The sequence below is a fragment of the Luteibacter yeojuensis genome (assembly GCF_011742875.1).
GTDB classification, from domain to species: domain Bacteria; phylum Pseudomonadota; class Gammaproteobacteria; order Xanthomonadales; family Rhodanobacteraceae; genus Luteibacter; species Luteibacter yeojuensis.
The window spans coordinates 1,860,651-1,880,494 of the sequence record NZ_JAAQTL010000001.1 but is presented as its reverse complement, the minus strand read 5'-3'; the positions used below and the strand labels follow the sequence as shown (position 1 = coordinate 1,880,494).

The 19,844-nt window shown below is 68.2% G+C and carries 19 protein-coding genes; 14 read left to right on the top strand and 5 right to left on the bottom strand.

The window, feature by feature from the left end:
- Positions 1-7 precede the first annotated feature (7 nt).
- The 8 genes from HBF32_RS08675 (at position 8) to HBF32_RS08640 (ending at position 9,329) form a co-directional block, all read left to right on the top strand.
- The gene (locus HBF32_RS08675) at positions 8-1,222 is read left to right on the top strand and encodes an ABC transporter permease (RefSeq protein ID WP_166699262.1); all 1,215 of its coding nucleotides are present in this window, start codon (positions 8-10) and stop codon (positions 1,220-1,222) included.
- Between the two features lie 21 nt (positions 1,223-1,243).
- The gene (locus tag HBF32_RS08670) at positions 1,244-2,548 is read left to right on the top strand and encodes an ABC transporter permease (RefSeq protein WP_166699261.1); all 1,305 of its coding nucleotides are present in this window, start codon (positions 1,244-1,246) and stop codon (positions 2,546-2,548) included.
- 2 nt (positions 2,549-2,550) lie between these two features.
- Complete coding sequence (locus HBF32_RS08665) at positions 2,551-3,768, top strand: ABC transporter permease (protein ID WP_166699260.1); 1,218 nt, start codon at positions 2,551-2,553, stop codon at positions 3,766-3,768.
- A gap of 75 nt (positions 3,769-3,843) precedes the next feature.
- Complete coding sequence (locus HBF32_RS08660) at positions 3,844-5,178, top strand: sigma-54-dependent transcriptional regulator (protein ID WP_166699259.1); 1,335 nt, start codon at positions 3,844-3,846, stop codon at positions 5,176-5,178.
- Positions 5,179-5,191: 13 nt separating this feature from the next.
- Entirely contained in the window at positions 5,192-6,583 is a 1,392-nt protein-coding gene (locus HBF32_RS08655) for a sensor histidine kinase (protein WP_166699258.1), read from the top strand.
- A 50-nt stretch (positions 6,584-6,633) separates the two neighbouring features.
- On the top strand, positions 6,634-7,596 hold the full coding sequence (locus tag HBF32_RS08650) for an SPFH domain-containing protein (RefSeq protein WP_166699257.1): 963 nt from the start codon (positions 6,634-6,636) through the stop codon (positions 7,594-7,596).
- Between the two features lie 4 nt (positions 7,597-7,600).
- Positions 7,601-8,053, top strand: a complete 453-nt coding sequence (locus HBF32_RS08645) for an NfeD family protein (protein ID WP_166699256.1) — start codon at positions 7,601-7,603, stop codon at positions 8,051-8,053.
- Positions 8,043-9,329: a threonine/serine exporter family protein gene (locus HBF32_RS08640; protein WP_166699255.1), complete on the top strand. Its 1,287-nt coding sequence runs from the start codon at positions 8,043-8,045 to the stop codon at positions 9,327-9,329. Before HBF32_RS08645 ends, HBF32_RS08640 begins: the two co-directional genes overlap by 11 nt.
- Positions 9,330-9,381: 52 nt before the next feature.
- Here the strand turns inward: HBF32_RS08640 and HBF32_RS08635 are convergent, their stop codons facing one another.
- The 3 genes from HBF32_RS08635 to HBF32_RS08625 all read right to left on the bottom strand — a co-directional run bounded on the left by HBF32_RS08635 (position 9,382) and on the right by HBF32_RS08625 (position 12,115).
- The gene (locus HBF32_RS08635) at positions 9,382-9,711 is read right to left on the bottom strand and encodes an H-NS histone family protein (protein ID WP_166699254.1); all 330 of its coding nucleotides are present in this window, start codon (positions 9,709-9,711) and stop codon (positions 9,382-9,384) included.
- 212 nt (positions 9,712-9,923) lie between these two features.
- Positions 9,924-11,621, bottom strand: coding sequence for a proline--tRNA ligase (locus HBF32_RS08630; protein WP_166699253.1), 1,698 nt, complete (start codon positions 11,619-11,621; stop codon positions 9,924-9,926).
- A 77-nt stretch (positions 11,622-11,698) separates the two neighbouring features.
- Positions 11,699-12,115, bottom strand: coding sequence for a DUF4124 domain-containing protein (locus HBF32_RS08625; protein ID WP_166699252.1), 417 nt, complete (start codon positions 12,113-12,115; stop codon positions 11,699-11,701).
- A gap of 166 nt (positions 12,116-12,281) precedes the next feature.
- Here HBF32_RS08625 and pssA point away from each other — a divergent pair, with 166 nt between their 5' ends.
- Genes pssA through rimI form a run of 3 tightly spaced genes read left to right on the top strand, consistent with a single transcriptional unit; the run spans position 12,282 to position 14,012 of the window.
- A complete protein-coding gene (gene pssA, locus HBF32_RS08620; RefSeq protein ID WP_166699251.1) occupies positions 12,282-13,064 on the top strand; it encodes a CDP-diacylglycerol--serine O-phosphatidyltransferase in 783 nt (260 codons plus the stop codon).
- Positions 13,065-13,069: 5 nt separating this feature from the next.
- The gene (locus HBF32_RS08615; RefSeq protein WP_166699250.1) at positions 13,070-13,534 is read left to right on the top strand and encodes a hypothetical protein; all 465 of its coding nucleotides are present in this window, start codon (positions 13,070-13,072) and stop codon (positions 13,532-13,534) included.
- Positions 13,535-13,538: 4 nt separating this feature from the next.
- The gene (gene rimI, locus HBF32_RS08610) at positions 13,539-14,012 is read left to right on the top strand and encodes a ribosomal protein S18-alanine N-acetyltransferase (protein ID WP_166699249.1); all 474 of its coding nucleotides are present in this window, start codon (positions 13,539-13,541) and stop codon (positions 14,010-14,012) included.
- Positions 14,013-14,121: 109 nt separating this feature from the next.
- On the opposite strand, the gene HBF32_RS08605 is transcribed toward rimI, so the two are convergent.
- Complete coding sequence (locus HBF32_RS08605) at positions 14,122-16,605, bottom strand: FtsX-like permease family protein (RefSeq protein WP_166699248.1); 2,484 nt, start codon at positions 16,603-16,605, stop codon at positions 14,122-14,124.
- A complete protein-coding gene (locus tag HBF32_RS08600; protein WP_166699247.1) occupies positions 16,602-17,288 on the bottom strand; it encodes an ABC transporter ATP-binding protein in 687 nt (228 codons plus the stop codon). The genes HBF32_RS08605 and HBF32_RS08600 overlap by 4 nt, the downstream gene beginning before the upstream one ends.
- On the opposite strand from HBF32_RS08600, the gene HBF32_RS08595 reads away from it, so the two are divergent.
- The 3 genes from HBF32_RS08595 to HBF32_RS08585 all read left to right on the top strand — a co-directional run bounded on the left by HBF32_RS08595 (position 17,287) and on the right by HBF32_RS08585 (position 19,822).
- Positions 17,287-17,898 (top strand): arylesterase, encoded by a 612-nt coding sequence (locus HBF32_RS08595; RefSeq protein ID WP_166699246.1) that lies wholly within the window; start codon positions 17,287-17,289, stop codon positions 17,896-17,898. The two genes, HBF32_RS08600 and HBF32_RS08595, sit on opposite strands and share 2 nt — an antisense overlap.
- 176 nt (positions 17,899-18,074) lie before the next feature.
- Positions 18,075-18,803, top strand: coding sequence for a response regulator transcription factor (locus HBF32_RS08590; RefSeq protein ID WP_029213612.1), 729 nt, complete (start codon positions 18,075-18,077; stop codon positions 18,801-18,803).
- Positions 18,804-18,829: 26 nt separating this feature from the next.
- Positions 18,830-19,822: a sensor histidine kinase gene (locus HBF32_RS08585; protein WP_166699245.1), complete on the top strand. Its 993-nt coding sequence runs from the start codon at positions 18,830-18,832 to the stop codon at positions 19,820-19,822.
- The last annotated feature ends 22 nt before the right edge of the window (positions 19,823-19,844 follow it).

The window sequence follows — 19,844 nt, the reverse complement described above, 5'->3', positions numbered from 1 at the left end:
TTCCGCCATGCAGATCAAACCCATCCTGGCAGCGCTTCGCCGGCACAAGGCGGGCACCATCCTCATCGCCCTGCAGATCGCCTTGACGCTCGCGATCGTGTGCAACGCCCTGTTCATCGTGCACGAGCGCGTCGACCGGGTGCGCCGCGCCACCGGCATGAACGAAGCCAATGTCGTCGCGGTGCAGAACCTCTACGTCGGTTCCCCGTCCACCTATATTCCGCTGATGAAGACGGACCTCCAGGCGATCCGCTCGATGCCCGGTGTGCAGGACGCATACATCACCAACGCCTTCCCGCTCCGCCGCGGCGGCTGGTCGACGTCGGCGCAGAAGGATCCCGATGCCACGAAAAACGGCGTGCAGAGCGCCCTCTATTTCGGCGACGAACACACGCTGGCCACGCTCGGCGTGAAACTGATCGCCGGCCGCAACTTCAGGCCCAGCGAGGTGGTCTCGTTCGGGCGCGACCAGCAACCGGCGCCGCCGCAGGTGATCGTGACCAAGGCCTTCGCCGACAAGCTCTTCCCGGAAGGGAATGCGCTGGGCAAGACGGTCTATTACATCAAGGGCAAACCGTCCACGATCATCGGCATCGTCGAAAAGCTCACCGTGCCCTGGATCGATGCCAACTTCATCGACAACGTGACGATCATGCCGTTGTTTTTCGACAGCAGCTACCAGCACTTCATCGTGCGCACGAAGCCCGGCCAGCAGGATGCGGTGTACCGGACGATCGCGAACACGCTGTACGGCGTGAGCCGGATGCGCGTGCTGCCCGAGAAGAACGGTGTGCGCACGTTCGACATGGTGCGCGCCAATGCCTACGAGGCGGACCGCGGCATGGCGGTCCTCATGAGCATCGTGTGCGGGGTGCTGCTGGCGATCACCGCGGCGGGCATCGTGGGCCTGTCGAGTTTCTGGGTGGGCCAGCGCCGCAAGCAGATCGGCGTGCGGCGTGCGCTCGGCGCCCGGCGGAAGGACATCCTCAGCTACTTCATGACCGAGAACTTCCTGATTGCGCTGGCCGGTGTCGTCCTGGGTGTCGTGCTGGCCCTTGGCATGAACCAGTGGATGCTCACGCAGTTCGAGATGGCGCGCATCTCCGTCAGCTACGTCCTTATCGGCGTGCTGGTGCTTCTCGGTCTCGGCCAGGCGGCCGTGTTCGCTCCCGCGCTGCGTGCGTCCAGGGTGTCGCCGGTCGAAGCCACGCGCAGCGTCTGAGGCCCGCTCTAAGGAATCCGGATGTTCGGCTACTACGTGGAACTGGCCCTGCGCAGCCTCCGGCTGAGCAGGGCACTCACGGCCCTCATGATCCTGGCCGTCGCCCTCGGGATCGGGGCCAGCATGACGACGCTGACGGTGCTGCATGTGCTCTCGGGGGATCCGCTTCCCGGGAAAAGCAGCAAGGTCTTCATGCCGCGCCTCGACCCGCGCGACAAGGAAGGTTACGACCCGACCGACGAGCTGCCCGTCCAGGTGACCTGGGCGGACGGCATGAACCTGCTCCACGCGCACCGCGCCCGGCGCCAGGCGCTGATGACGGCAGGCGCCACGCCGGTGCAGTCCGATGACGCCGCTATCGATCCCTTCATCGTGCCGGCCCGGTACACCACGACGGACTTCTTCCCGATGTTCGACGTGCCGTTCCGCTTCGGTCAGGGCTGGAGCGCCGCCGACGACGCGTCTCGCGCGCGCGTCGCGGTGATCGGTGCGGACCTCAACGATCGGCTTTTCCACGGCGAGAACAGCGTGGGCCGCATCGTCCATGCGGACGGCGTCGACCTGCGCATTGTCGGTGTGCTCGCGCCATGGCGCGCCGTGCCGCACTTCTACGACCTCAACACCGGCAATTACAGCGTGGGCGAGGAAGTGTTCGTGCCGCTGGGCACCGCGCGGGATGCGAAGCTGAAGCGCAACGGCGGCCTCGAGTGCTGGGGCAACAAGTCGTCGGACGAGGAAGGGATGGAAACCGCCAACTGCGTATGGCTGCAGCTGTGGGTGGAGCTCGACGACGCGGCCGCCGTCGTATCGTATCGTGCCTTCCTCGACGGCTACGCGCGGGACCAGGTGGCGCTGGGCCGTTTCGAGCGTCCGGCGCGAACCGCCTTGCCCGACGTCATGCGATTCCTCGACGAACAACGTGTCGTTCCGAGCGATGTACGCCTGCAGGTCTGGCTTGCCTTCGGTTTCTTCCTGGTCTGCCTGGTCAACACCGTCGGCCTGATGCTGGCGAAGTTCATGCGCCGTGCCGGCGAAGTCGGTGTGCGGCGCGCGCTCGGCGCGTCGCGGCGCAGCGTCTTCGCGCAGTTGCTCACCGAGGCCGCCATCATCGGCGTCGCGGGCGGCATCGTCGGGCTCGGCGTGGCCTTCCTCGGACTGGCGATAGTGCGGATGCAGCCCGGCGCCGCGTCGCAACTGGCGCATCTGGATCTGGCGATGCTGCTGGTCACCTTCCTCGTCTCCATCGCCGCCACCCTGGCCGCGGGCCTGATCCCGGCATGGCGAACCTGCCGCATCGCGCCGGCATTGCAGATCAAGAGCCAGTAACCATGTCCCTCGACATCCTTCCTATCGTCGCCACCTTGCGCCGGCACCGGCTGACCGCCACGCTGCTCGTGCTGCAGATCGCGCTGACCTGCGCGATCGTCTGCAACGCGGTCTTCGTGATCGGGGACCGCCTGGCCTGGATGACGACGCCGAGCGGCATCGCCGAGGACCAGCTGATGCGCATCACCGTATCGGACATCGGCCCGCGCAAGGACATCCATGCCCGCGTCGAGGCGGATCTTGCCGCGATCCGCGGCATTCCCGGCGTCGAAGCGGTCACGGTCGGGAATTCGCTGCCGTTCGGGGGCAACGCATGGAATTCGGGCCTGAAGCTGGATCGCTCGCAGAGATCCTCGAGTGTCGACGTCGCGACTTTCTATGGCGAATCGTTGGCCGAGACCCTCGGTAGCCGCCTGCTGGCCGGGCGTATGTTCCATCCCGACGAATACCGTTGGGTGGACGACCTCGTCGCCGAAAAGGCGACGAGCAGTCACGTGGGGATCGTGACGAACGACCTGGCGCGGCGTCTGTTCCCGGACAAGTCGGCCCTGGGCGAAGAGATCCTGGTAGGCGGCGAGCCGGTGCGCATCGTGGGTGTCCTGGAGCGCCTGCCCGCCGCATCGGGGAAGGCGCGCGAGGACGTGAACGACACGGTGCTGATGCCGTGGCGGATGATTCCCGCCTACGGCGGCGGCTATTTCGTGCGTGCCCGGAAGGGCGAGACCGCCCGCGTGCTCAAGGATGCCGTCGCCGCCCTGAAGGGTGTGAACCCGCGACGCGTGGTGGTCGAGGCGCGGCCGTATACCGAGATTCGCGGGCGCTTCTTTGCCGCGGACCGCGCGATGGCAGTGCTGTTGTCGTCGGTTTCGGTGGCCCTGCTGGCGGTGACCGCGCTCGGCATCGTGGGGCTGGCGAGTTTCTGGGTGGGCCAGCGGCGCCGCCAGATCGGGGTGCGACGGGCGCTCGGGGCCTCGCGCGCCGACATCCTGCATTATTTCCAGACGGAGAATTTCCTGCTGGCGAGCATGGGCATCGTGCTCGGCATGGTGCTGGCCTACGGCATCAACGCGCTGCTGATGAAGCAGTACGAACTGCCGCGCCTGCCCTTGGCCTACCTGCCCGTGGGCGCCACCGTGCTGTGGCTGTTGGGGCAGGTGGCGGTGCTGGCCCCGGCCCTGCGCGCGGCGTCCGTTCCCCCGGTCGAGGCCACCCGTGGCTAGAATGGAAAAATGTGCCGGCGGGGAAGCAACCTTTTCGCCGGGGGAGGCATCCATGGTTGCATGCGAAGAGACCCGATGCGCTGCGTACTGATCATCGACGACAACCCCGCGGTGGGCGAAGCCCTTTCGCTCGCTCTCAGCCTGCGTGATATCCGTCCGCTCGTGGCGCTTACGCCCGAAGACGGGCTGGCGACCCTGGCCCGCGAGCGCGTGGACGTGGTCATCCAGGACATGAACTTCACCGCCGACACCACCTCGGGCGAGGAAGGCGCGGCTCTGTTCAAGGCGATCCGCGCACGCCATTCCGACCTGCCGGTGATCCTGCTCACCGCGTGGACCCACCTCGAGGCCGCGGTGGAACTGGTGAAGGCCGGCGCCGCCGACTATCTCGCCAAGCCGTGGGACGACACCAAGCTGCTGGCGACGGTGGAGAACCTGCTCGAGCTGTCCGAGTCCACCCGCGAAGTCACCCGTGCCCGCGTCGAGCGTCGCCGCCGGCGCGAGGCGCTGGAGAGCAAGTACGAGCTGGACGGCCTGGTCTTCGCGTCGGAGGCCATGGGCCGTACGATCGAGCTCGCCTGCCAGGTCGCGCGTTCCGACGTGCCCGTGCTCATCACGGGGCCGAACGGTGCCGGCAAGGAGCGTATCGCCGCCATCGTCCACGCCAATTCCGCGGTGCGCCGGGGTCCGTTCGTGGCGGTGAACTGCGGTGCGCTGCCGGGCGAACTCATCGAAGCCGAACTGTTCGGTGCCGAGGCGGGCGCCTATACGGGCGCGAACAAGGCGCGCGAGGGACGCTTTGAAATGGCCGACGGCGGCACGCTCTTCCTCGACGAGATCGGCAACCTGCCGCTGCCGGGGCAGATGAAGCTGCTGCGCGTGCTGGAGACCGGGCAATTCGAGCGGCTCGGTTCAGGGCGTACGCGGCACGCGAAAGTGCGCGTGGTCAGCGCGACGAACGCCGACCTCAAGGCGATGATCGCCGCCGGCACGTTCCGCGAGGACCTTTACTACCGTCTCAACGTGATCGACGTGAACCTCCCGCCGCTGTCGGAACGCTCTGACGATATCCTGCCGCTGGCCGAATTCTTCCTGGACGGGAAGGCCACGCTCACCGAGGACGCACGCGAGGCCCTCCTGGCGCACGCGTGGCCCGGCAACGTGCGCGAACTGAAGAACGCCATCGCCCGCGCCGCGCTGCTGGCCGTGGACGGACGCATCGAGCCCGCGCACCTCAACCTGCCGCCGCCCACACCCAACGCCACCCGCAACCTTGACGAACCCAGCCGCGAGTCGGTGGAGGCCGCGCTGGCCTCGGCCGGCGGCGTGGTCAGCCGCGCGGCGAGCCATCTCGGCCTCTCGCGGCAGGCGCTGTACCGGCGCATGGAGCGCTACGGACTCGCGGTCTGATACGTTCGGCGTCATGAAGACGATTTCGCTCGAAGGTCGGATGACCCTGGTCGTCGCCGGGTCCGCCATCGTGGGCGCGCTGGTATTCGCCGGCGTGTACATATGGCCGTTCCCGCAGCTGCTCGCCTGGATGCGCGAGGTGCCGGACAAGGCCGGAAAGCTGCCGCCGGTGCCGCCGCTCGAAAGCGTCGACGGCGGCACCGCGTTGCTGATCTGCCTGCTGATGATCCTGCCGCTGTCGGCCTTGGTCGCCCATGCGCTGGTGGAGCCGCTGCGCCGGCTCATGCGCGCGCTGGAGAGCGCGGTGGCCAGCTACCGCGACGGCGATTTCAGCATGTCGATCGGAACCGCCCGGCGCGACGAGCTCGGCGACCTGATCCGCATGCACAACGCCTTGGGCCAGACCCTGCGCGACCAGCGCCAACACCTGGCGCAGCGGGAGCTGCTGCTGGACACCGTGGTGCAGAACACACCGGTGGCGCTGGTGCTCACCGATACCGCCGGCAAGATCACCTACGCCAACATCGCCGCGCGGCATCTCTTCAACGAAGGCCGCGCGCTGGCCGGCCTGGACTTCGACGAAGTGCTCGCCGGCATGCCCGAAAGCCTGCGCGAGGCCGCGAAGGGCGGGGAGGACGCCCTGTTTTCCGTCGAGATGGAAGGCAGCGAGGAGACCTTCCACCTGTCCCAGCGCGGTTTCCGTCTGCAGGGCAGGCCTCACCGCCTTCAGCTGTACCGGCGGATGACCCGTGAACTGTCGCGGCAGGAAGTGCATACCTGGAAGCGCGTGATCCGCGTCATCAGTCACGAACTCAACAATTCCCTCGCGCCCATCTCGTCGCTGTCCCACTCGGGCGTCGAACTGGCCCGGCGCGGCGACCTGGCGCGCCTCCCCGGCGTGTTCGCCTCCATCGGCGACCGCGCGAAGCACCTGCACAGCTTCATCGCCGGCTATGCGAGCTTCGCCAAGCTGCCGGCCCCACAGTCGAAGGGCGTGGTCTGGGAAACCTTCCTCGAGGCCCTCGCCCTGCATGCGAGCTTCCGCCTGGCCGCGCCGCCGCCGAAGCAGCCCGGCTGGTTCGATCCCACCCAGGTGGAGCAGGTACTGATCAACCTGATCAAGAACGCGCACGAGGCCGGCGGCGATCCCGGGGAGGTGACCCTCGCCGTCCACCACGTCGGCCGCGAGATGCTGATCGAGGTGGCCGACCGTGGCCCGGGCATGAGCGAAACCGTCCTGGCCCAGGCGCTCCTTCCGTTCTACTCGACCAAGCGTTCGGGCACCGGCCTGGGGTTGGCCCTCGCGCGCGAAATTTCTGAGGCGCACGGCGGACGCATCGCACTGGCCAACCGCGACGGCGGAGGCCTGCGGGTGACCCTGGTGCTGCCCGTCGGTTCGGCCTGAGGCGCTTCGCCTATACTCCCCGGAACGCATCGGGAGAGGGAAGTCAGGTCATGGGAAGCGTCGTCGCGCTGGTTGTGGTGGTGGTCGTCGTCGTCGTACTGGCGAAGCTGATCCGGATCGTGCCGCAGGGTTACGAATGGACGGTGGAGATGTTCGGCAAGTACACGGGCACGCTCACGCCCGGCCTGCATTTCCTCATCCCGTTCGTCTATGCCATCGGGCGCAAGATGAACATGATGGAACAAGTGCTGGACGTGCCCTCGCAGGACGTCATCACCAAGGACAACGCCGTGGTCCGCGTCGACGGCGTGGTGTTCTACCAGGTGCTCGACGCCGCCAAGGCCGCCTACGAGGTCGCGAACCTCGAGACCGCGGCACTGGCCCTCATCATGACCAACATCCGCACCGTGCTGGGTTCGATGGACCTCGACGAGAGCCTCAGCCAGCGCGACGCCATCAATGCGAAGCTGCTGGGCGTGGTCGACGAGGCCACCCATCCCTGGGGCGTCAAGGTCACCCGCATCGAGATCAAGGACATCTCGCCCCCGCGCGACCTCGTCGACGCCATGGCGCGGCAGATGAAGGCCGAGCGCGAGAAGCGCGCCAACATCCTGGACGCCGAGGGCTTCCGCCAGGCGGCCATCCTCAAGGCCGATGGCGAGAAGCAGTCCGCCATCCTGGAAGCCGAGGGCAAGAAGGAGGCGGCGTTCCGCGAAGCCGAGGCGCGCGAGCGTCTCGCCGAGGCGGAAGCCAAGGCGACCACCATGGTCTCGCAGGCGATCGCCGGCGGCGACGTCAACGCGCTGAACTACTTCGTCGCCAACAACTACGTGGAGGCGCTGAAGGAAATGGCGAAGTCGCCGAACCAGAAGACCCTGCTGCTGCCGATGGAAGCCACGGGCATCCTCGGCTCGCTTGCCGGCATCGCCGAACTGGCGAAGGATTCGCTGGCGACGCAGCAGCGCGCGCCTGCGGATGGCGTCTCCGGCCGCACCCCGCCGCTGCCGCGCTGACGCCATGGAACAGGTCGCCACGCACTACCTCTGGTGGATCGTCGCGCTGCTCCTCATCGGTGGCGAGGTGATCCTGCCCGGTTATTTCATGCTGTGGATCGGCATCGCCGCGGCCGCCATGGGCATCCTTCTCCTCGCCATACCCGGCATGGGTGCGCTGGCGCAGGCGATCGTGTTCGGCGTGTTCGCCTTTGTCTCCTGCTTCGCGTACTGGAAACTGGTGAGACCGCGCCTGGAACGTATCCCGCCGGGCAACGAGCGGCTCAACCGGCGCGGCGAGCAGCTCATCGGCCAGCGCTACGTGTTGTGCGAGGCCATCCTCAATGGCCGCGGCAAGGCGAAGGTGGGCGACGGGACCTGGCTCGTCACGGGGCCGGACCTCCCGCTGGGCGCCACCGTGGAAGTGGTGGGCATCGACGGCACGACCCTGCGCGTGAAGGCGGTGGATGTTGGCTGACGCCGTGCCGTTGAAGGTGCCGGTAAGCTTCGCCACCACGGCGATCAACACCCGCATTGCCTTCCTCACCGAACTGGCGCGACGGCTTCACCAGTACGGCACCACCGCGCCGCGGCTGGAAGTCGCCATCGGTCGCTCGGCGCAGCGGCTCGGCCTCTCCGCCGAAGTCTGGTCCAGTCCCACGGCGATCATCGTGTCCTTCGCCGACCTGGGGCAGGGTGAGGAGAGCGTGGCGCAGGTCACCCAGGTGATGCGCCTGCCGCCGGGCGACGTGAACCTGGCCCGCCTGTGCGAGGCCGATCGCATCGCGGATGCCGTCATCGACGGGCAGATGGAACTGCGCGAAGGCTTCTACCTCCTGCGCAAGCTGGGAGCGCCGGACACTTTCCGCGCACAGCTGGGCGTCATCGCGAGCTACGGTCTCTGTGCCGCCAGCGTCGTGGCGCTGCTGCTGCACAGCGCATGGCCCGATCTTGTCACCGCCGGCATCATCGGCGTGATCATCGGCCTCATCACGGTCGCTTCCGGAGGCCGCCCCCGACTCGCGGCGGCGAGCGAGGCCATCAGCGCACTGGTAGCCACGGTGATCGCCACCGTCGTCAGCGCCTATGTCGTGCCGCTGGCGTTGAAATCGGTGATCCTCGGCAGCCTCATCGTGCTTCTGCCGGGCATGGCGCTCACGACGGCCGTGCGTGAAATCTCCAGCCAGCACCTGGTATCAGGGGTCGCCCGCATGGGCGGCGCGGTGGCGACGCTGCTCAAGCTCACCTTCGGCACCGTGGCGGCAAGCCAGTTGTGCGAGGCCCTGGGGGTCGTGCCGCGCGATTACGCGTTGCCGCCGCTCCCGGGCTGGGCCGACTGGCCATCGCTCATCCTTGGCGCGTTTTCCTTCGCCATCCTGTTCCGCGCGGCGCGGCGCTCGTGGCCGGTGGTGATGGCATCGGTGGTACTCGGGTATCTCGCCACCACATGGGGCGGCAGCATTTCCGGGTCGCTGCCGGGGGCGCCGTTCGGCGTCTTCGTCGGAGGCCTGCTGCTGGGCTCGTTGAGCAACGTCTACGCGCGTTACACGCACATGCCGGGAGCGGTGGTGCGCGAGCCGGGCATCATCCTGCTGGTGCCGGGATCGGTGAGCTTCCGCAGCGTGTCGTACCTGCTCGACCGCGATACCTCGCTGGGCATGGATACCGGGCTACTGGGTATCACGCTGCTGGTGTCGCTGGTGGCCGGATTATTGTTCGGCGACCTTATCGTGGCACCGCGACGCTCCCTCTGAGTACCGCGCCACATCTGCAGGAGCCGCTATAGCGGCTCCTGCAGTGCAGCGATCAGGCCAGCAGGTCTTTCTCTTTCTTGCCCGCCTTCAGTGCATCGTTGAACCAGTTCGGGCGCTTGCCACGACCGGACCAGGTCTGCTCGGGATTGGCGGGGTTGCGATACTTGGCGGCGACAGGCGTGCCGGGGGTGGCGCGGCGGCCCTTCGTGGCGCGATTGCCGAAGACGTCGTCGATGCCGAGGCCTTCGGCCTTGAGCAGCGCATTGATCTTTTCGCGAACCTTGGCGACCTTGTCCTTTCGCAGTTCGTTCTGACGGCTCTGCGCCTTGGCAATCAGTTCGGTGAGCTGACTATGGTTGAGGTTCTTGATATCGACGGCCATTCGCAAACTCCGGTCTGTTTCAATAATCGGATCGGTATATCGATCCACGACCCGCCACGTAATGCGGGCGAATCCGCATTGTGACTCAATTAATGAATGGATGTCAGTGTAATGAATGGATTATCGATTTCGCCGATACGATTATCAGCTGAATCCGACAAGCGCGCTGCGCTAATGATGGCATCGGCGCAGCGCGGTTTGAATGACGAGGATCAACCCAACAGGGTGAACAATGCCTCGCGCGTGACATTGCGCGCTTCGGTATCCGTGCGGGCACGATACTCGAACGTACCGGCCTCGAGGCCACGGCCGCTCACCACCACGCGATGCGGGATGCCGATCAGTTCCATGTCCGCGAACATCGGGCCGGGCCGGAGGCCGCGATCGTCGAGCACCGTGTCGATGCCCGCCTGCGACAATGCCTGGTAAAGCGATTCGGCGGCTTCGGCGACGGCGGGGTCGTTCTTCGGGTTGATGATGCACACCGCCACGCGCCAGGGCGCCATGGCCTCCGGCCAGATGATGCCGGCGTCGTCGTGGCGCTGCTCGATGGCGGCAGCGACGATGCGGCTGACGCCGACGCCGTAGCAGCCCATGTACATCGTGCGCATCTTGCCCTGGTCGTCGAGCACGCCGGCGCCCATCGCCTCGGCGTACTTCTGGCCGAGCTGGAAGATGTGGCCGACCTCGATGCCGCGGCCGAGGCGGATGTGGCCCTTGCCGTCGGGCGACAGGTCGCCGTCGACGACGTTGCGCAGGTCGGCCACGCGATCGATCCGCGCGTCGCGCTCCCAGTTGGCGCCGGTGTAATGCATGCCTTCCTGGTTGCCGCCGCAGACGAAGTCCGCCAGCAGGGCGGCGCTACGGTCCACGATGACGGGGATCGAGGTGGGCAGGCCGACCGGCCCGATGAAGCCGGGCCGGGTGCCGGTGGCGGCGAGGATGTCCGCTTCGCTCGCGAGTTCGGATTCGCCCGGCAGTTCGGGAAGGTGGGCGGCCTTCACTTCGTTGAGTTCGTGGTCGCCGCGCAGGCACAGGGCGACGAGGCCTTCGCGCCCGCGCACGAGGATGGTCTTCAGCACCTGGTTGGCGGGGACGCCGAGGAAGGCCGTCACCTCGTCGATCGAGCGTTGCGTGGGCGTGTCGACCCGCATCAGCGCCGCCAACGGCGCGGGGCGTTCGCCGGCCGGGGCAAGGGCTTCGGCCTTCTCGATGTTGGCCGCATAAGGGGAGGCGTCGGAGAAGGCGAGGGCATCCTCGCCGGCTTCCGCCAGCACCTGGAATTCGTGGCTGGCGCTGCCGCCGATGGCACCCGTGTCCGCATCCACCGCGCGGAACGCCAGGCCCAGGCGGGTGAATATGCGCGAGTACGCCTCGTACATGGCGTCGTACGTTTCGCAGAGCGATTCGGGCGTCAGGTGGAACGAGTAGGCGTCCTTCATGAGGAATTCGCGCGCGCGCATCACGCCGAAGCGCGGACGGATCTCGTCGCGGAACTTGGTCTGGATCTGGAAAAAGTTGAGCGGCAGCTGCTTGTAGCTCTTCAGCTCGTTGCGCGCGAAGTCGGTCACGACCTCTTCGTGCGTGGGACCGTAGCAGTAGTCCTGCTCCTTGCGGTCCTTCATCTTCAGCAGCTGGCCGCCGAACTTCTCCCAACGGCCGCTCTCTTCCCACAGCTCGCGCGGCTGCACGGATGGCATCAGCATTTCGACGGCGCCGGCGCGGACCATTTCCTCGCGGACTACCTGTTCGACCTTGCGCATGACCCGCAGGCCCAGCGGGCTCCACGTGTACAGGCCGGAGGCGAGCTTGCGGATCATGCCGGCCCGCAGCATCAGCTGGTGGCTTGCGATCTCCGCGTCGGCGGGGACTTCCTTGACGGTGGCGAGGTGGAACTTGCTGAGGCGCATCGGCGAGCGGTCCGGACGGTAAAGGCGGGATTATAGGGGGTTTCTTCCCCGTACCGACCGGGCCGCGCCGGGTGGCGCTACTTGCAGTACAGGGTCATCTGGGCTTGCGTGGTTTCGATCTGGCGCTTGCGGCCGGCGTCGTCGAGGGCGACCTGGCCGCCCTTGCCGTCGTCGACCGACACCTGCTGCTGTTTCGACAGGATCTCCATGTTCGAGCGCAGGGTGGCGCAGAGCTTCTGGCGGTTCTCCGGCGTGTCGGAGGCCGGCCCCGCCGGCGCGGCCTTGGGCGGAGCCGGTGTCGGCGGCGCTGTCGGGTTCGCGCCAGCGGGCGCTTCGACGGTGCCCGTGGTCTTCACCTTGTCGTACTTCGTGCCCATGGGCGGCGGCGAATCGGAGTAATGCGTGACGCCTTGGGCGTCCTTCCACTTGTAGGCCTGGGCGAAAGCCAGGGGGCAGGCCGCGAGGAGGACGGCGAGGGTGACGATACGGCGCATGCGGGCCATCCTGAGGACGAGAGGCGTGGCGGGAACAAGTATCATCGGGCAGGAAGCCGCGCAAGCGACACAGGTCGCGGTTCCCGCCGCCGGCCCCCGGACTGACGCTTCACGGCGGTCAGAGTGCCACTAAGCTACACTGGTGGCCCATGTCACGGAATGGCCCATGAGCGATCCGATCCAAGTCCGGGCGCCGCGTCATCGCGGCATCTACCTGCTTCCGAACCTGTTCACGACGGGCGCGATGTTCGCCGGTTTCTACGCGATCGTGTCCGCCATCGGCGGGCATTACGCGGTGGCCGCCCTGGCGGTGTTCGTGGCGGGCATCCTGGATGGCATGGATGGGCGCGTGGCGCGCCTCACCAATACCCAGAGCGAATTCGGCGTGCAGTACGACTCGCTGTCGGACCTGGTCAGCTTCGGCCTGGCTCCGGCGCTGGTCATGTACACCTGGTCGCTCTCTTCGCTGGCCGATTATGGCCGGGTGTGGGGCAAGATCGGCTGGGCCGCCGCCTTTATCTACGCCGTCTGCGCGGCGTTGCGCCTCGCCCGCTTCAACACCCAGGTCGGTGTCGCCGACAAGCGTTATTTCCAGGGCCTCGCCAGCCCGGCGGCCGCCGGACTGTGCATGTCCTTCGTGTGGACGATGGAAAAGTTCGACATCCCCGGGCCGTCCGTGGCGTTCTTCGCCATGCCCCTGGCGGTGATCGCCGGTCTGCTCATGGTCAGCAACGTCCGCTATTTCAGCTTCAAGGCCTGGCCCAAGGGCGATCGCGTGCCCTTCATCTGGCTGATCGCCGCGGTGCTGATCGTGGTGCTGCTCCTCGTGGACACGGCGCGCGTGCTGTTCGCGGTGGCCGTCATCTACACGGTGTCCGGCCCGGTCATGACCTTGTGGGGCCGTGCCACGCGCCGTCGCCGCGCGCGCCGCGCCAGGTTGCCGGAGTAAGCCCGATGTCCGCCGCACTCGACCGCCGCCAGCGCCTGCTCAGGGTCATGGGCGTCACGCCCTGGCAACTGCGCACCGGTCCGGCGGCGCCCGAGCAGGAGATGGCGCCCGCGAACGACGCCGTCCCGGCGGGGCAGGCGGCCTGCGTGGTGGTACTCCCCGCGGGCGCGAGCGAACGCGAACTGGACCTGGTGGGTCGCGCCTTGCGAGCCTACGGTCCGATCACGGGCCGCGCCGCGCGTCTGGAAGCGGGCGAGCAGGGTCTGGGCAAGGTGCCCGTCGCCAGGGTTTATCTCGTCTTTGGCGAAGCGCAGGCGAGGGCGCTCGGCCGCGATCTTCCCGCGGCCGTGATGAGCGCGGCGCAGATCGTGCTGGTGGACACGCCCGCCGCGATCCTCGCCGACCCGGCGGCGAAGCGTCGCCTCTGGAACGGACTGCGCACGCTTGGACCGACACTCCGCGGAGCCTGATCCGATGGTCGCCGTTGCACGCCCGTCCACCGAAGTACGCGCGATGCGTCGCGAGGACCTCGATGCGGTCGTCGCCATCGAGCACGCCTCGTACGAGTTTCCCTGGAGCGCGGGGATCTTCCGCGACTGCCTGCAGGCGGGACATAACTGCTGGGTGATCGTCCACGAGGGCGAGATCGCGGGTTACGGCATCCTCTCGGTGGCCGCGGGCGAGGCGCATGTGCTGAACGTGTGCATCGGCGACGCGCATCGCGGGCTCGGCTACGGCCGACGGATGATGCGCCGCCTGCTCGACCTCGCCCGCTGGTACGGCGCGGAGCGGATCTTCCTCGAAGTGCGCCCCTCGAATCCCGTGGCGAAGGCGTTGTACGACTCGCTCGGTTTCACCGAGATCGGCCGTCGCCCGTCGTACTACCCGGCGAAGGGCGGCCGCGAGGACGCGATCGTGATGTCCCTGGGCATGCACACGGACTCCTGATCCGCCCGTCGCCCTGCGCAGGCAGGCACCCAGTGACTTCTCCACCGGAAGAGCGATGGAGACGACCGCCGCGGTGGGCTCCGGGGTGCACCGGTGCCAGCTTCGAGTTTCAGCCTTCTCGCAGCAGGGCCATGGGCGATGTGCGCACTACTTTTCGGGTGCCGAACAGGCCGATGGCCATCACGACGAACGCCGCCAGTGCCGCGGTACCGATGAGCGGCCACAGCGGCGGCACGAAGTTTTCGATGTGGAAGACCGCGTTGCCCAGCCATAGGCCGGCGCCTGCCGCTCCCAGTGCGGCGGTGAGGCCGGCGACGAGGCCGAGCAGCGCGAATTCGCAGGCTGCCGCCGCACGCAATTGCGCGCGCGTCGCACCGAGCGTGCGCAGCAGCGCGGCTTCCTTGCGCCGTTCCTGCGCGCTGGCCGCGAGCGCGGCGGCGAGCACGAGGGCGCCGGCCAGCAGGCTGAAGCCGAGTACCCAGCGCACGGCGCCGCCCACGCGGTCCACGATCTCGCGCACGCGGTCGAGCAGGGCGTCGACGTCGATCAGGCTCAGGTTGCCGAAGTCGCGCGAGACTTTCGCCAGCTGGTCGCCACGGCCTCGCGGGAGGTAGAAACTCGTGAGCCACGTGTGCGGCAGGTCGCCGGCGTGCGCGGGGTCGAGCATGAGGAAGAAGTTCACGCGGAACGAACTCCAGTCGACCTTGCGCACGCTGCTCACCTTCGCGTCGATCGTGCCTTCGCCCACTTCGAAGCTGAGCGTGTCGCCGATCTTGAGCTGGTAGCGGTCGCGCCACGAGGTGTCGACGGACACTTCGGCCCGCGACGGCGACGGTCCCGCCCAGGTGCCTTGCACTACCTGGTTCGACGGCGGCAGGTCGGCGGCCCACGAGAGGCGCAGTTGCCGGTCTGCCGATTCCTTTGCGTCCTCGTTGGCGAACGCGATGGTGTCGACAGGTTTGCCATTGATGGCGGTGAGCTTGCCTACCGCGAGCGGCATCATGTTGGTGCGGGTGGCGCCCATCTCGTCGAGCGCTTTCGTGAAGGCCGCGCGCTGGTCGTCCTGGAGGTTCAGCGCGAACCAGTTCGGCGTATCCGCGGGCAGTTCGCGTCGCCAGCCCTCGAGTAGCGAGGGGGCGATCACGGCGAGCAGGAGCAGGGCGCAGAGGCCCAGCGACAGTGCGGTCGCCTGCACGAGCGAAAGGCCGCGCCGCCGGGCGAGCGCCGCGAGGCCGAGGCGCAGCGCGGGATGCGCGCCGGGTGCCACGCGTCGCGCGATCACCAGCAGCAGCGCCGAAAGGAGGGCGGCGACGACGGCCACGCCGGCGAGCGTGGCGGCGAGAATGCCGGCAAGCTTCGCCGAGTCGCTCTGCACCCAGACCAGGAGCACGGCGGTCACCAGCGGCACGAGGTAAAGCGCGTCGAAGCGGCGCATGCGGCGTTGCATCGATTCGCGGAAGACGGCGACCGGCGGCACCTCGGCCAGCCGGACCAGCGGCGGCAGGGCGAAGCCGGCGAGCACGGCGAGGCCCATCGCGGCCGCGGCGAAAGCCGGGCCCAGCGGCAGGGTGGTGGGGATGTTCTCGAACAGCTGGCGGGCGAAGTACCACGCGCCTTGAGCGAGGCCCAGGGCGATGGCCATGCCGAGTGCCGCGGCGGGAAGGGCCAGCGCGGCCAAGGTCGTGACCAGCAGGGCGGCCACGCGGCGTCGCGGGGTGCCCAGCGCCCGGAGCAGGGCGACTTCGCCGGCCTTGCGCCGGGCGTAGCGCGCCGCCGCCAGGGCGATGGCCACGCCGGCCAGCAGGGCCGACAGCAGGGCGGTGAGGCGCAGGAAGGCGCTGGCGCGGTCGAAGGCCGTGCGCATCCGTTCCTGCATCTTCTCGGGCGTGATGAGGTCGGCACCCGTCGGCAGGGTGCTGTTCTCAAGGCTGGCGCGCCATGCCGCGACGGCGGCCGGGGAACCGGACACCAGCAGGCGATGACGGGCGCGGCTGCCCACGGAAAGCAGTCCGGCGTCGCTGGCGTCGTCGAGGTTCATGATGGCGCGCGGCGCGAGTGCGAACAGTTCGCCGCCGTCGGGCTGGCGCAGCAGTTCCGCCGTCGCGACGAGGTCGCGGCCGCCGATCTGGATGGTCTGTCCGGCGTGTATGCCCAGGCCCACCATCGCGCGATGGTCGAGGAAGACCTGGCCGCGCGCGGGGCCGTGCGCGGCGCGGTCGCGCCCCTCGGTGTCGCGCACTTCGAGCGTGCCGCGCAGGGGATAGACGCCATCGGTGGCGAGGACGTCGAGCAGCTGGCTGCGCTCGCCGACGAAGGCCACGCTGCGGAACCCCGCGCCGCGCGTGACGGACAGGCCGTCGGCCTGCGCGGAGCGCAGCATCGGCTCGGGCAGGGGTGCGGGCGCGGAGATGCCGAGGTCGCCGCCGATCAGCTCGGCGGCACTGGCGAGGATGCCGCGTTCGATACGCGTGGACAGGGTGGCGACGACGCCGAGTGCGATGACCGCGAGTACCAGCGAGGCGGCCAGCGTGCGCAGTTCGACCAGGTGCCATTCGCGCCGCAGCGTGCGGAGGGCGAGGCGCGCGACGTTCACGCCGGCACCCCGAGGCGGCCTTCGTGCAGTTCGGCCGAGCGGCCGCAGCGGGCGGCCAGGCGGGGATCGTGGGTGACCAGGATCAGGGTGGTCGCGTACTGCCGGTTCATTTCGAAGAGCAGGTCGCCCACGTGCTCGCCGGTGTGCTGGTCGAGGTTTCCGGTGGGCTCGTCGGCGAAGAGGATGCGCGGGCGGTGCACGAAGGCGCGGGCCAGCGCCACGCGCTGCTGCTCTCCGCCGGACAGCTGGGCCGGGTAATGCCGGCGACGGGCGGCGAGGCCCACCGCGTCGAGGGCGGCATGCGCCCGCTCGCGCGCCGTGTCGTCGCCTTCCAGTTCCATCGGCAGCATGACGTTCTCCTCGGCCGTCAGGGCCGGCAGGAGGTGGAAGGACTGGAACACGAAGCCCACCAGGCGGCGCCGGATGGCCGCGCGGGCCTCCTCGTCCATGCGTTCCAGGGGCTGGCCGTCGAGGCGGATGCTGCCCGCGGTGGGAACGTCCAGGCCGGCCAGCAGTCCCAGGAGGGTGGTCTTGCCGGAGCCGGAGGCACCGACGATGGCGAAGCTCTCGCCGGCCGCCACGCTCAGGTTCACCCCCGAGAGAATGTCCAGCCGGCCCTCCGGGCCGAAAACCGACTTGCTAACATCCGCCACTTCGAGAAGAACACGGGAAGAATCGCTCATGCGTCGTTGCCTGGTCCTGTTGCTGTTCGTCTGGTGCGCCATCGCTTCCGCGGCGGATGCGCCGCGCAAGGTGCTGGTGCTCGGGGACTCGTTGTCGGCGGCGCACAACATTCCGGTGGAGGCCGGCTGGGTGCGTTTGCTGGACGCGCGCACCTCGAAGATGGCGACGCCATGGACGATGGTCAATGCCAGCATCAGCGGAGAAACCTCCCTGAGCGGCCGCAACCGCCTGCCCGGCCTGCTGGCGAAGCAGCGTCCCGGCGTGGTGGTCATCGAGCTGGGGGCCAACGACGGCCTGCAGGGCCTGCCGCTGGGCAAGCTGGCCGAGAACCTCGACGCGATGATCGGCGCCGCCACGAAGGCCGGCGCGAAGGTGCTCCTGCTCGGCATCGAGCTCCCGGTGAACTACGGTCCGCAGTACCGCGACGGGTTGCGCAAGGTCTACGCCGACGCGGCGAAGAAACACGGCGCCGCCCTGGTGCCGTTCTTCCTCGACGGGGTGGCCCTGGACCCTCGACTGATGCAGGACGACGGTCTGCACCCGACGGCCGCCGGCGAGCCGCGCGTGGCCGACAATGTGTGGAAAGCCCTCGGCCCGATGCTGATGTAGGCGCGGGTGCGTCGTTTGCGCACACGTCGAAAAGGTGTCGCGGCGGAGGGCGTTCCCACAGACACTTTATCGACGTTGCCGCCCGCAGAATGAATGCTTGTTTTCGGTCTTCACGTTGCTCTCACCGGTCCGGCCGTTAACTCTTCACATTTGTGAATCACCAGAGGAGTGGAGCGATGAGCACACGCGACGAACAGGCTGGATTGATCCTTCTCGTGGAGGACAACCGCCAGATCGCCGAGATGGTCGGTGAGTTCCTCGAGCGTCGGGGCTATTCGGTCGACTACGCCGCCGACGGCGTCAGCGGCCTGCACCTCGCCGTTTCCAACAGCTACGACGTGATCGTCCTCGACCTCATGCTTCCGGGCATGGACGGTCTCGACGTCTGCCGCAAGCTGCGCAAGGATGGGAAAAAGTCCACGCCGGTGCTCATGCTGACCGCCCGCGACACCCTGGAAGACAAGCTGGTGGGCCTGGAAGCCGGTGCCGACGATTACCTCGTCAAGCCATTCGAGGTGCGCGAGCTCGAAGCCCGCCTGCGCGCGCTGATCCGCCGCGATCGCCGCCAGGTATCGTCCGAGGTGCTCAACGTGGGCGACATGACCCTCGATACCGCCACGCTGCGCCTGACCCGCGGCGGCCAGGAGCTGACCGTGTCGCCGATCGGCCTGAAGCTGCTTGCGATCCTCATGCGCGAGTCCCCGCGGGTCGTCAGCCGCCGCGATATCGAGCGGGAGATCTGGGGCGACACGCTGCCCGATTCGGATACCCTGCGCTCGCACCTGTACAACCTGCGCCGGGTGATCGACAAGCCCTTCGACCGCCCCCTGCTGCATACCATCCATTCCGCCGGATACCGCCTGGCGGATCTGGATTCCGAAGTCGCCGCGTCGCAGACGGCATGAGGCGGGAGCGACACCGGGTCTGATCGATGGAAGGCAGGGCACCGCAGGACATTCGGCGACGACGCGGCTCCTTCCGCGCGCGCATCGCCGTCGTCTTCGTATTGCAGACGATCGTGATGATCGTCGCCTCCGTCATGGCGGCGAACAACGTGGCGCCCATCGGCGCGGTGATCGCGATCATGCTCTGCTCGGGCGGCCTCGCCTGGATCGCCGTGTCGCGGGAATGGATTCCGGTGGCGACGCTGGCGCGTCTCCTCGAAGCCTGGGACCCCGAGCGGCCGGACATGGCGGGACTCGATCGCGAGGGCGGGAAGCGCGCGGACAACGACGTTTCCTCACTGATCCGCGGACTGCACGGCCTGGCGTCCCGCATCGAGGGCTACGGCGAGCGCGAACGCAACTTCACCCGCGACGCGAGCCACGAGCTGCGCAGCCCGCTCACCGTGATCAAGATGTCTTCGGACATGCTCGCCGACGAAAGCGATCTCTCGGACGTGGGTTACCGGTCGCTGGAGCGCATCCGCCGCTCCACGCGCGAGCTGGAAGCGCTGGTCGAGGCCTTCCTCATTCTTTCGCGGGAATCGGACCAGGGCCTGGCCGAGGAGGACTTCGTGGTGAACACGGTGCTTCGCCAGGAAGTGGACTATGCGCGGGAACTGATTGCCGGACGGCCGGTGGAACTGGTGCTCGACGAGCCGGCGAGCTTCGCCCTGCATGCCTCGCCGCGCGTGTTCGCGGTGCTTTGCGGGCAGCTGATCCGCCACGCGCTGCAGCAGACCGACCAGGGAACCATCGTCGTCACGGTGATGCCGGGAAGCGTCAGCGTGATCAATCCGGCACTCGATGCGCCCGAGGCCGGCAGCCGCCGGCATGCGGCCGTCGACCGCCACGGCTTCGACCTCGCCATCGCACGCCGCCTCTCGGACCGTTTCGAGTGGCCGCTGGAACTGCGGTCGCTGCCCGGTGCGAATCGCATCGCGAGCGTGCGTTTCCCGCACCCGCAGCCGGTCGAGGCCTGATACCGCCGTCGCAGGACACCGG

Coding starts and splice junctions, on each gene's coding strand:
- HBF32_RS08675 (WP_166699262.1), top strand. CDS start 8: ATGCAGATCAAACCCATCCTGGCAGCGCTTCGCCGGCACAAGGCGGGC.
- HBF32_RS08670 (WP_166699261.1), top strand. CDS start 1,244: ATGTTCGGCTACTACGTGGAACTGGCCCTGCGCAGCCTCCGGCTGAGC.
- HBF32_RS08665 (WP_166699260.1), top strand. CDS start 2,551: ATGTCCCTCGACATCCTTCCTATCGTCGCCACCTTGCGCCGGCACCGG.
- HBF32_RS08660 (WP_166699259.1), top strand. CDS start 3,844: ATGCGCTGCGTACTGATCATCGACGACAACCCCGCGGTGGGCGAAGCC.
- HBF32_RS08655 (WP_166699258.1), top strand. CDS start 5,192: ATGAAGACGATTTCGCTCGAAGGTCGGATGACCCTGGTCGTCGCCGGG.
- HBF32_RS08650 (WP_166699257.1), top strand. CDS start 6,634: ATGGGAAGCGTCGTCGCGCTGGTTGTGGTGGTGGTCGTCGTCGTCGTA.
- HBF32_RS08645 (WP_166699256.1), top strand. CDS start 7,601: ATGGAACAGGTCGCCACGCACTACCTCTGGTGGATCGTCGCGCTGCTC.
- HBF32_RS08640 (WP_166699255.1), top strand. CDS start 8,043: ATGTTGGCTGACGCCGTGCCGTTGAAGGTGCCGGTAAGCTTCGCCACC.
- HBF32_RS08635 (WP_166699254.1), bottom strand. CDS start 9,711: ATGGCCGTCGATATCAAGAACCTCAACCATAGTCAGCTCACCGAACTG.
- HBF32_RS08630 (WP_166699253.1), bottom strand. CDS start 11,621: ATGCGCCTCAGCAAGTTCCACCTCGCCACCGTCAAGGAAGTCCCCGCC.
- HBF32_RS08625 (WP_166699252.1), bottom strand. CDS start 12,115: ATGCGCCGTATCGTCACCCTCGCCGTCCTCCTCGCGGCCTGCCCCCTG.
- pssA (WP_166699251.1), top strand. CDS start 12,282: ATGAGCGATCCGATCCAAGTCCGGGCGCCGCGTCATCGCGGCATCTAC.
- HBF32_RS08615 (WP_166699250.1), top strand. CDS start 13,070: ATGTCCGCCGCACTCGACCGCCGCCAGCGCCTGCTCAGGGTCATGGGC.
- rimI (WP_166699249.1), top strand. CDS start 13,539: ATGGTCGCCGTTGCACGCCCGTCCACCGAAGTACGCGCGATGCGTCGC.
- HBF32_RS08595 (WP_166699246.1), top strand. CDS start 17,287: ATGCGTCGTTGCCTGGTCCTGTTGCTGTTCGTCTGGTGCGCCATCGCT.
- HBF32_RS08600 (WP_166699247.1), bottom strand. CDS start 17,288: ATGAGCGATTCTTCCCGTGTTCTTCTCGAAGTGGCGGATGTTAGCAAG.
- HBF32_RS08590 (WP_029213612.1), top strand. CDS start 18,075: ATGAGCACACGCGACGAACAGGCTGGATTGATCCTTCTCGTGGAGGAC.
- HBF32_RS08585 (WP_166699245.1), top strand. CDS start 18,830: ATGGAAGGCAGGGCACCGCAGGACATTCGGCGACGACGCGGCTCCTTC.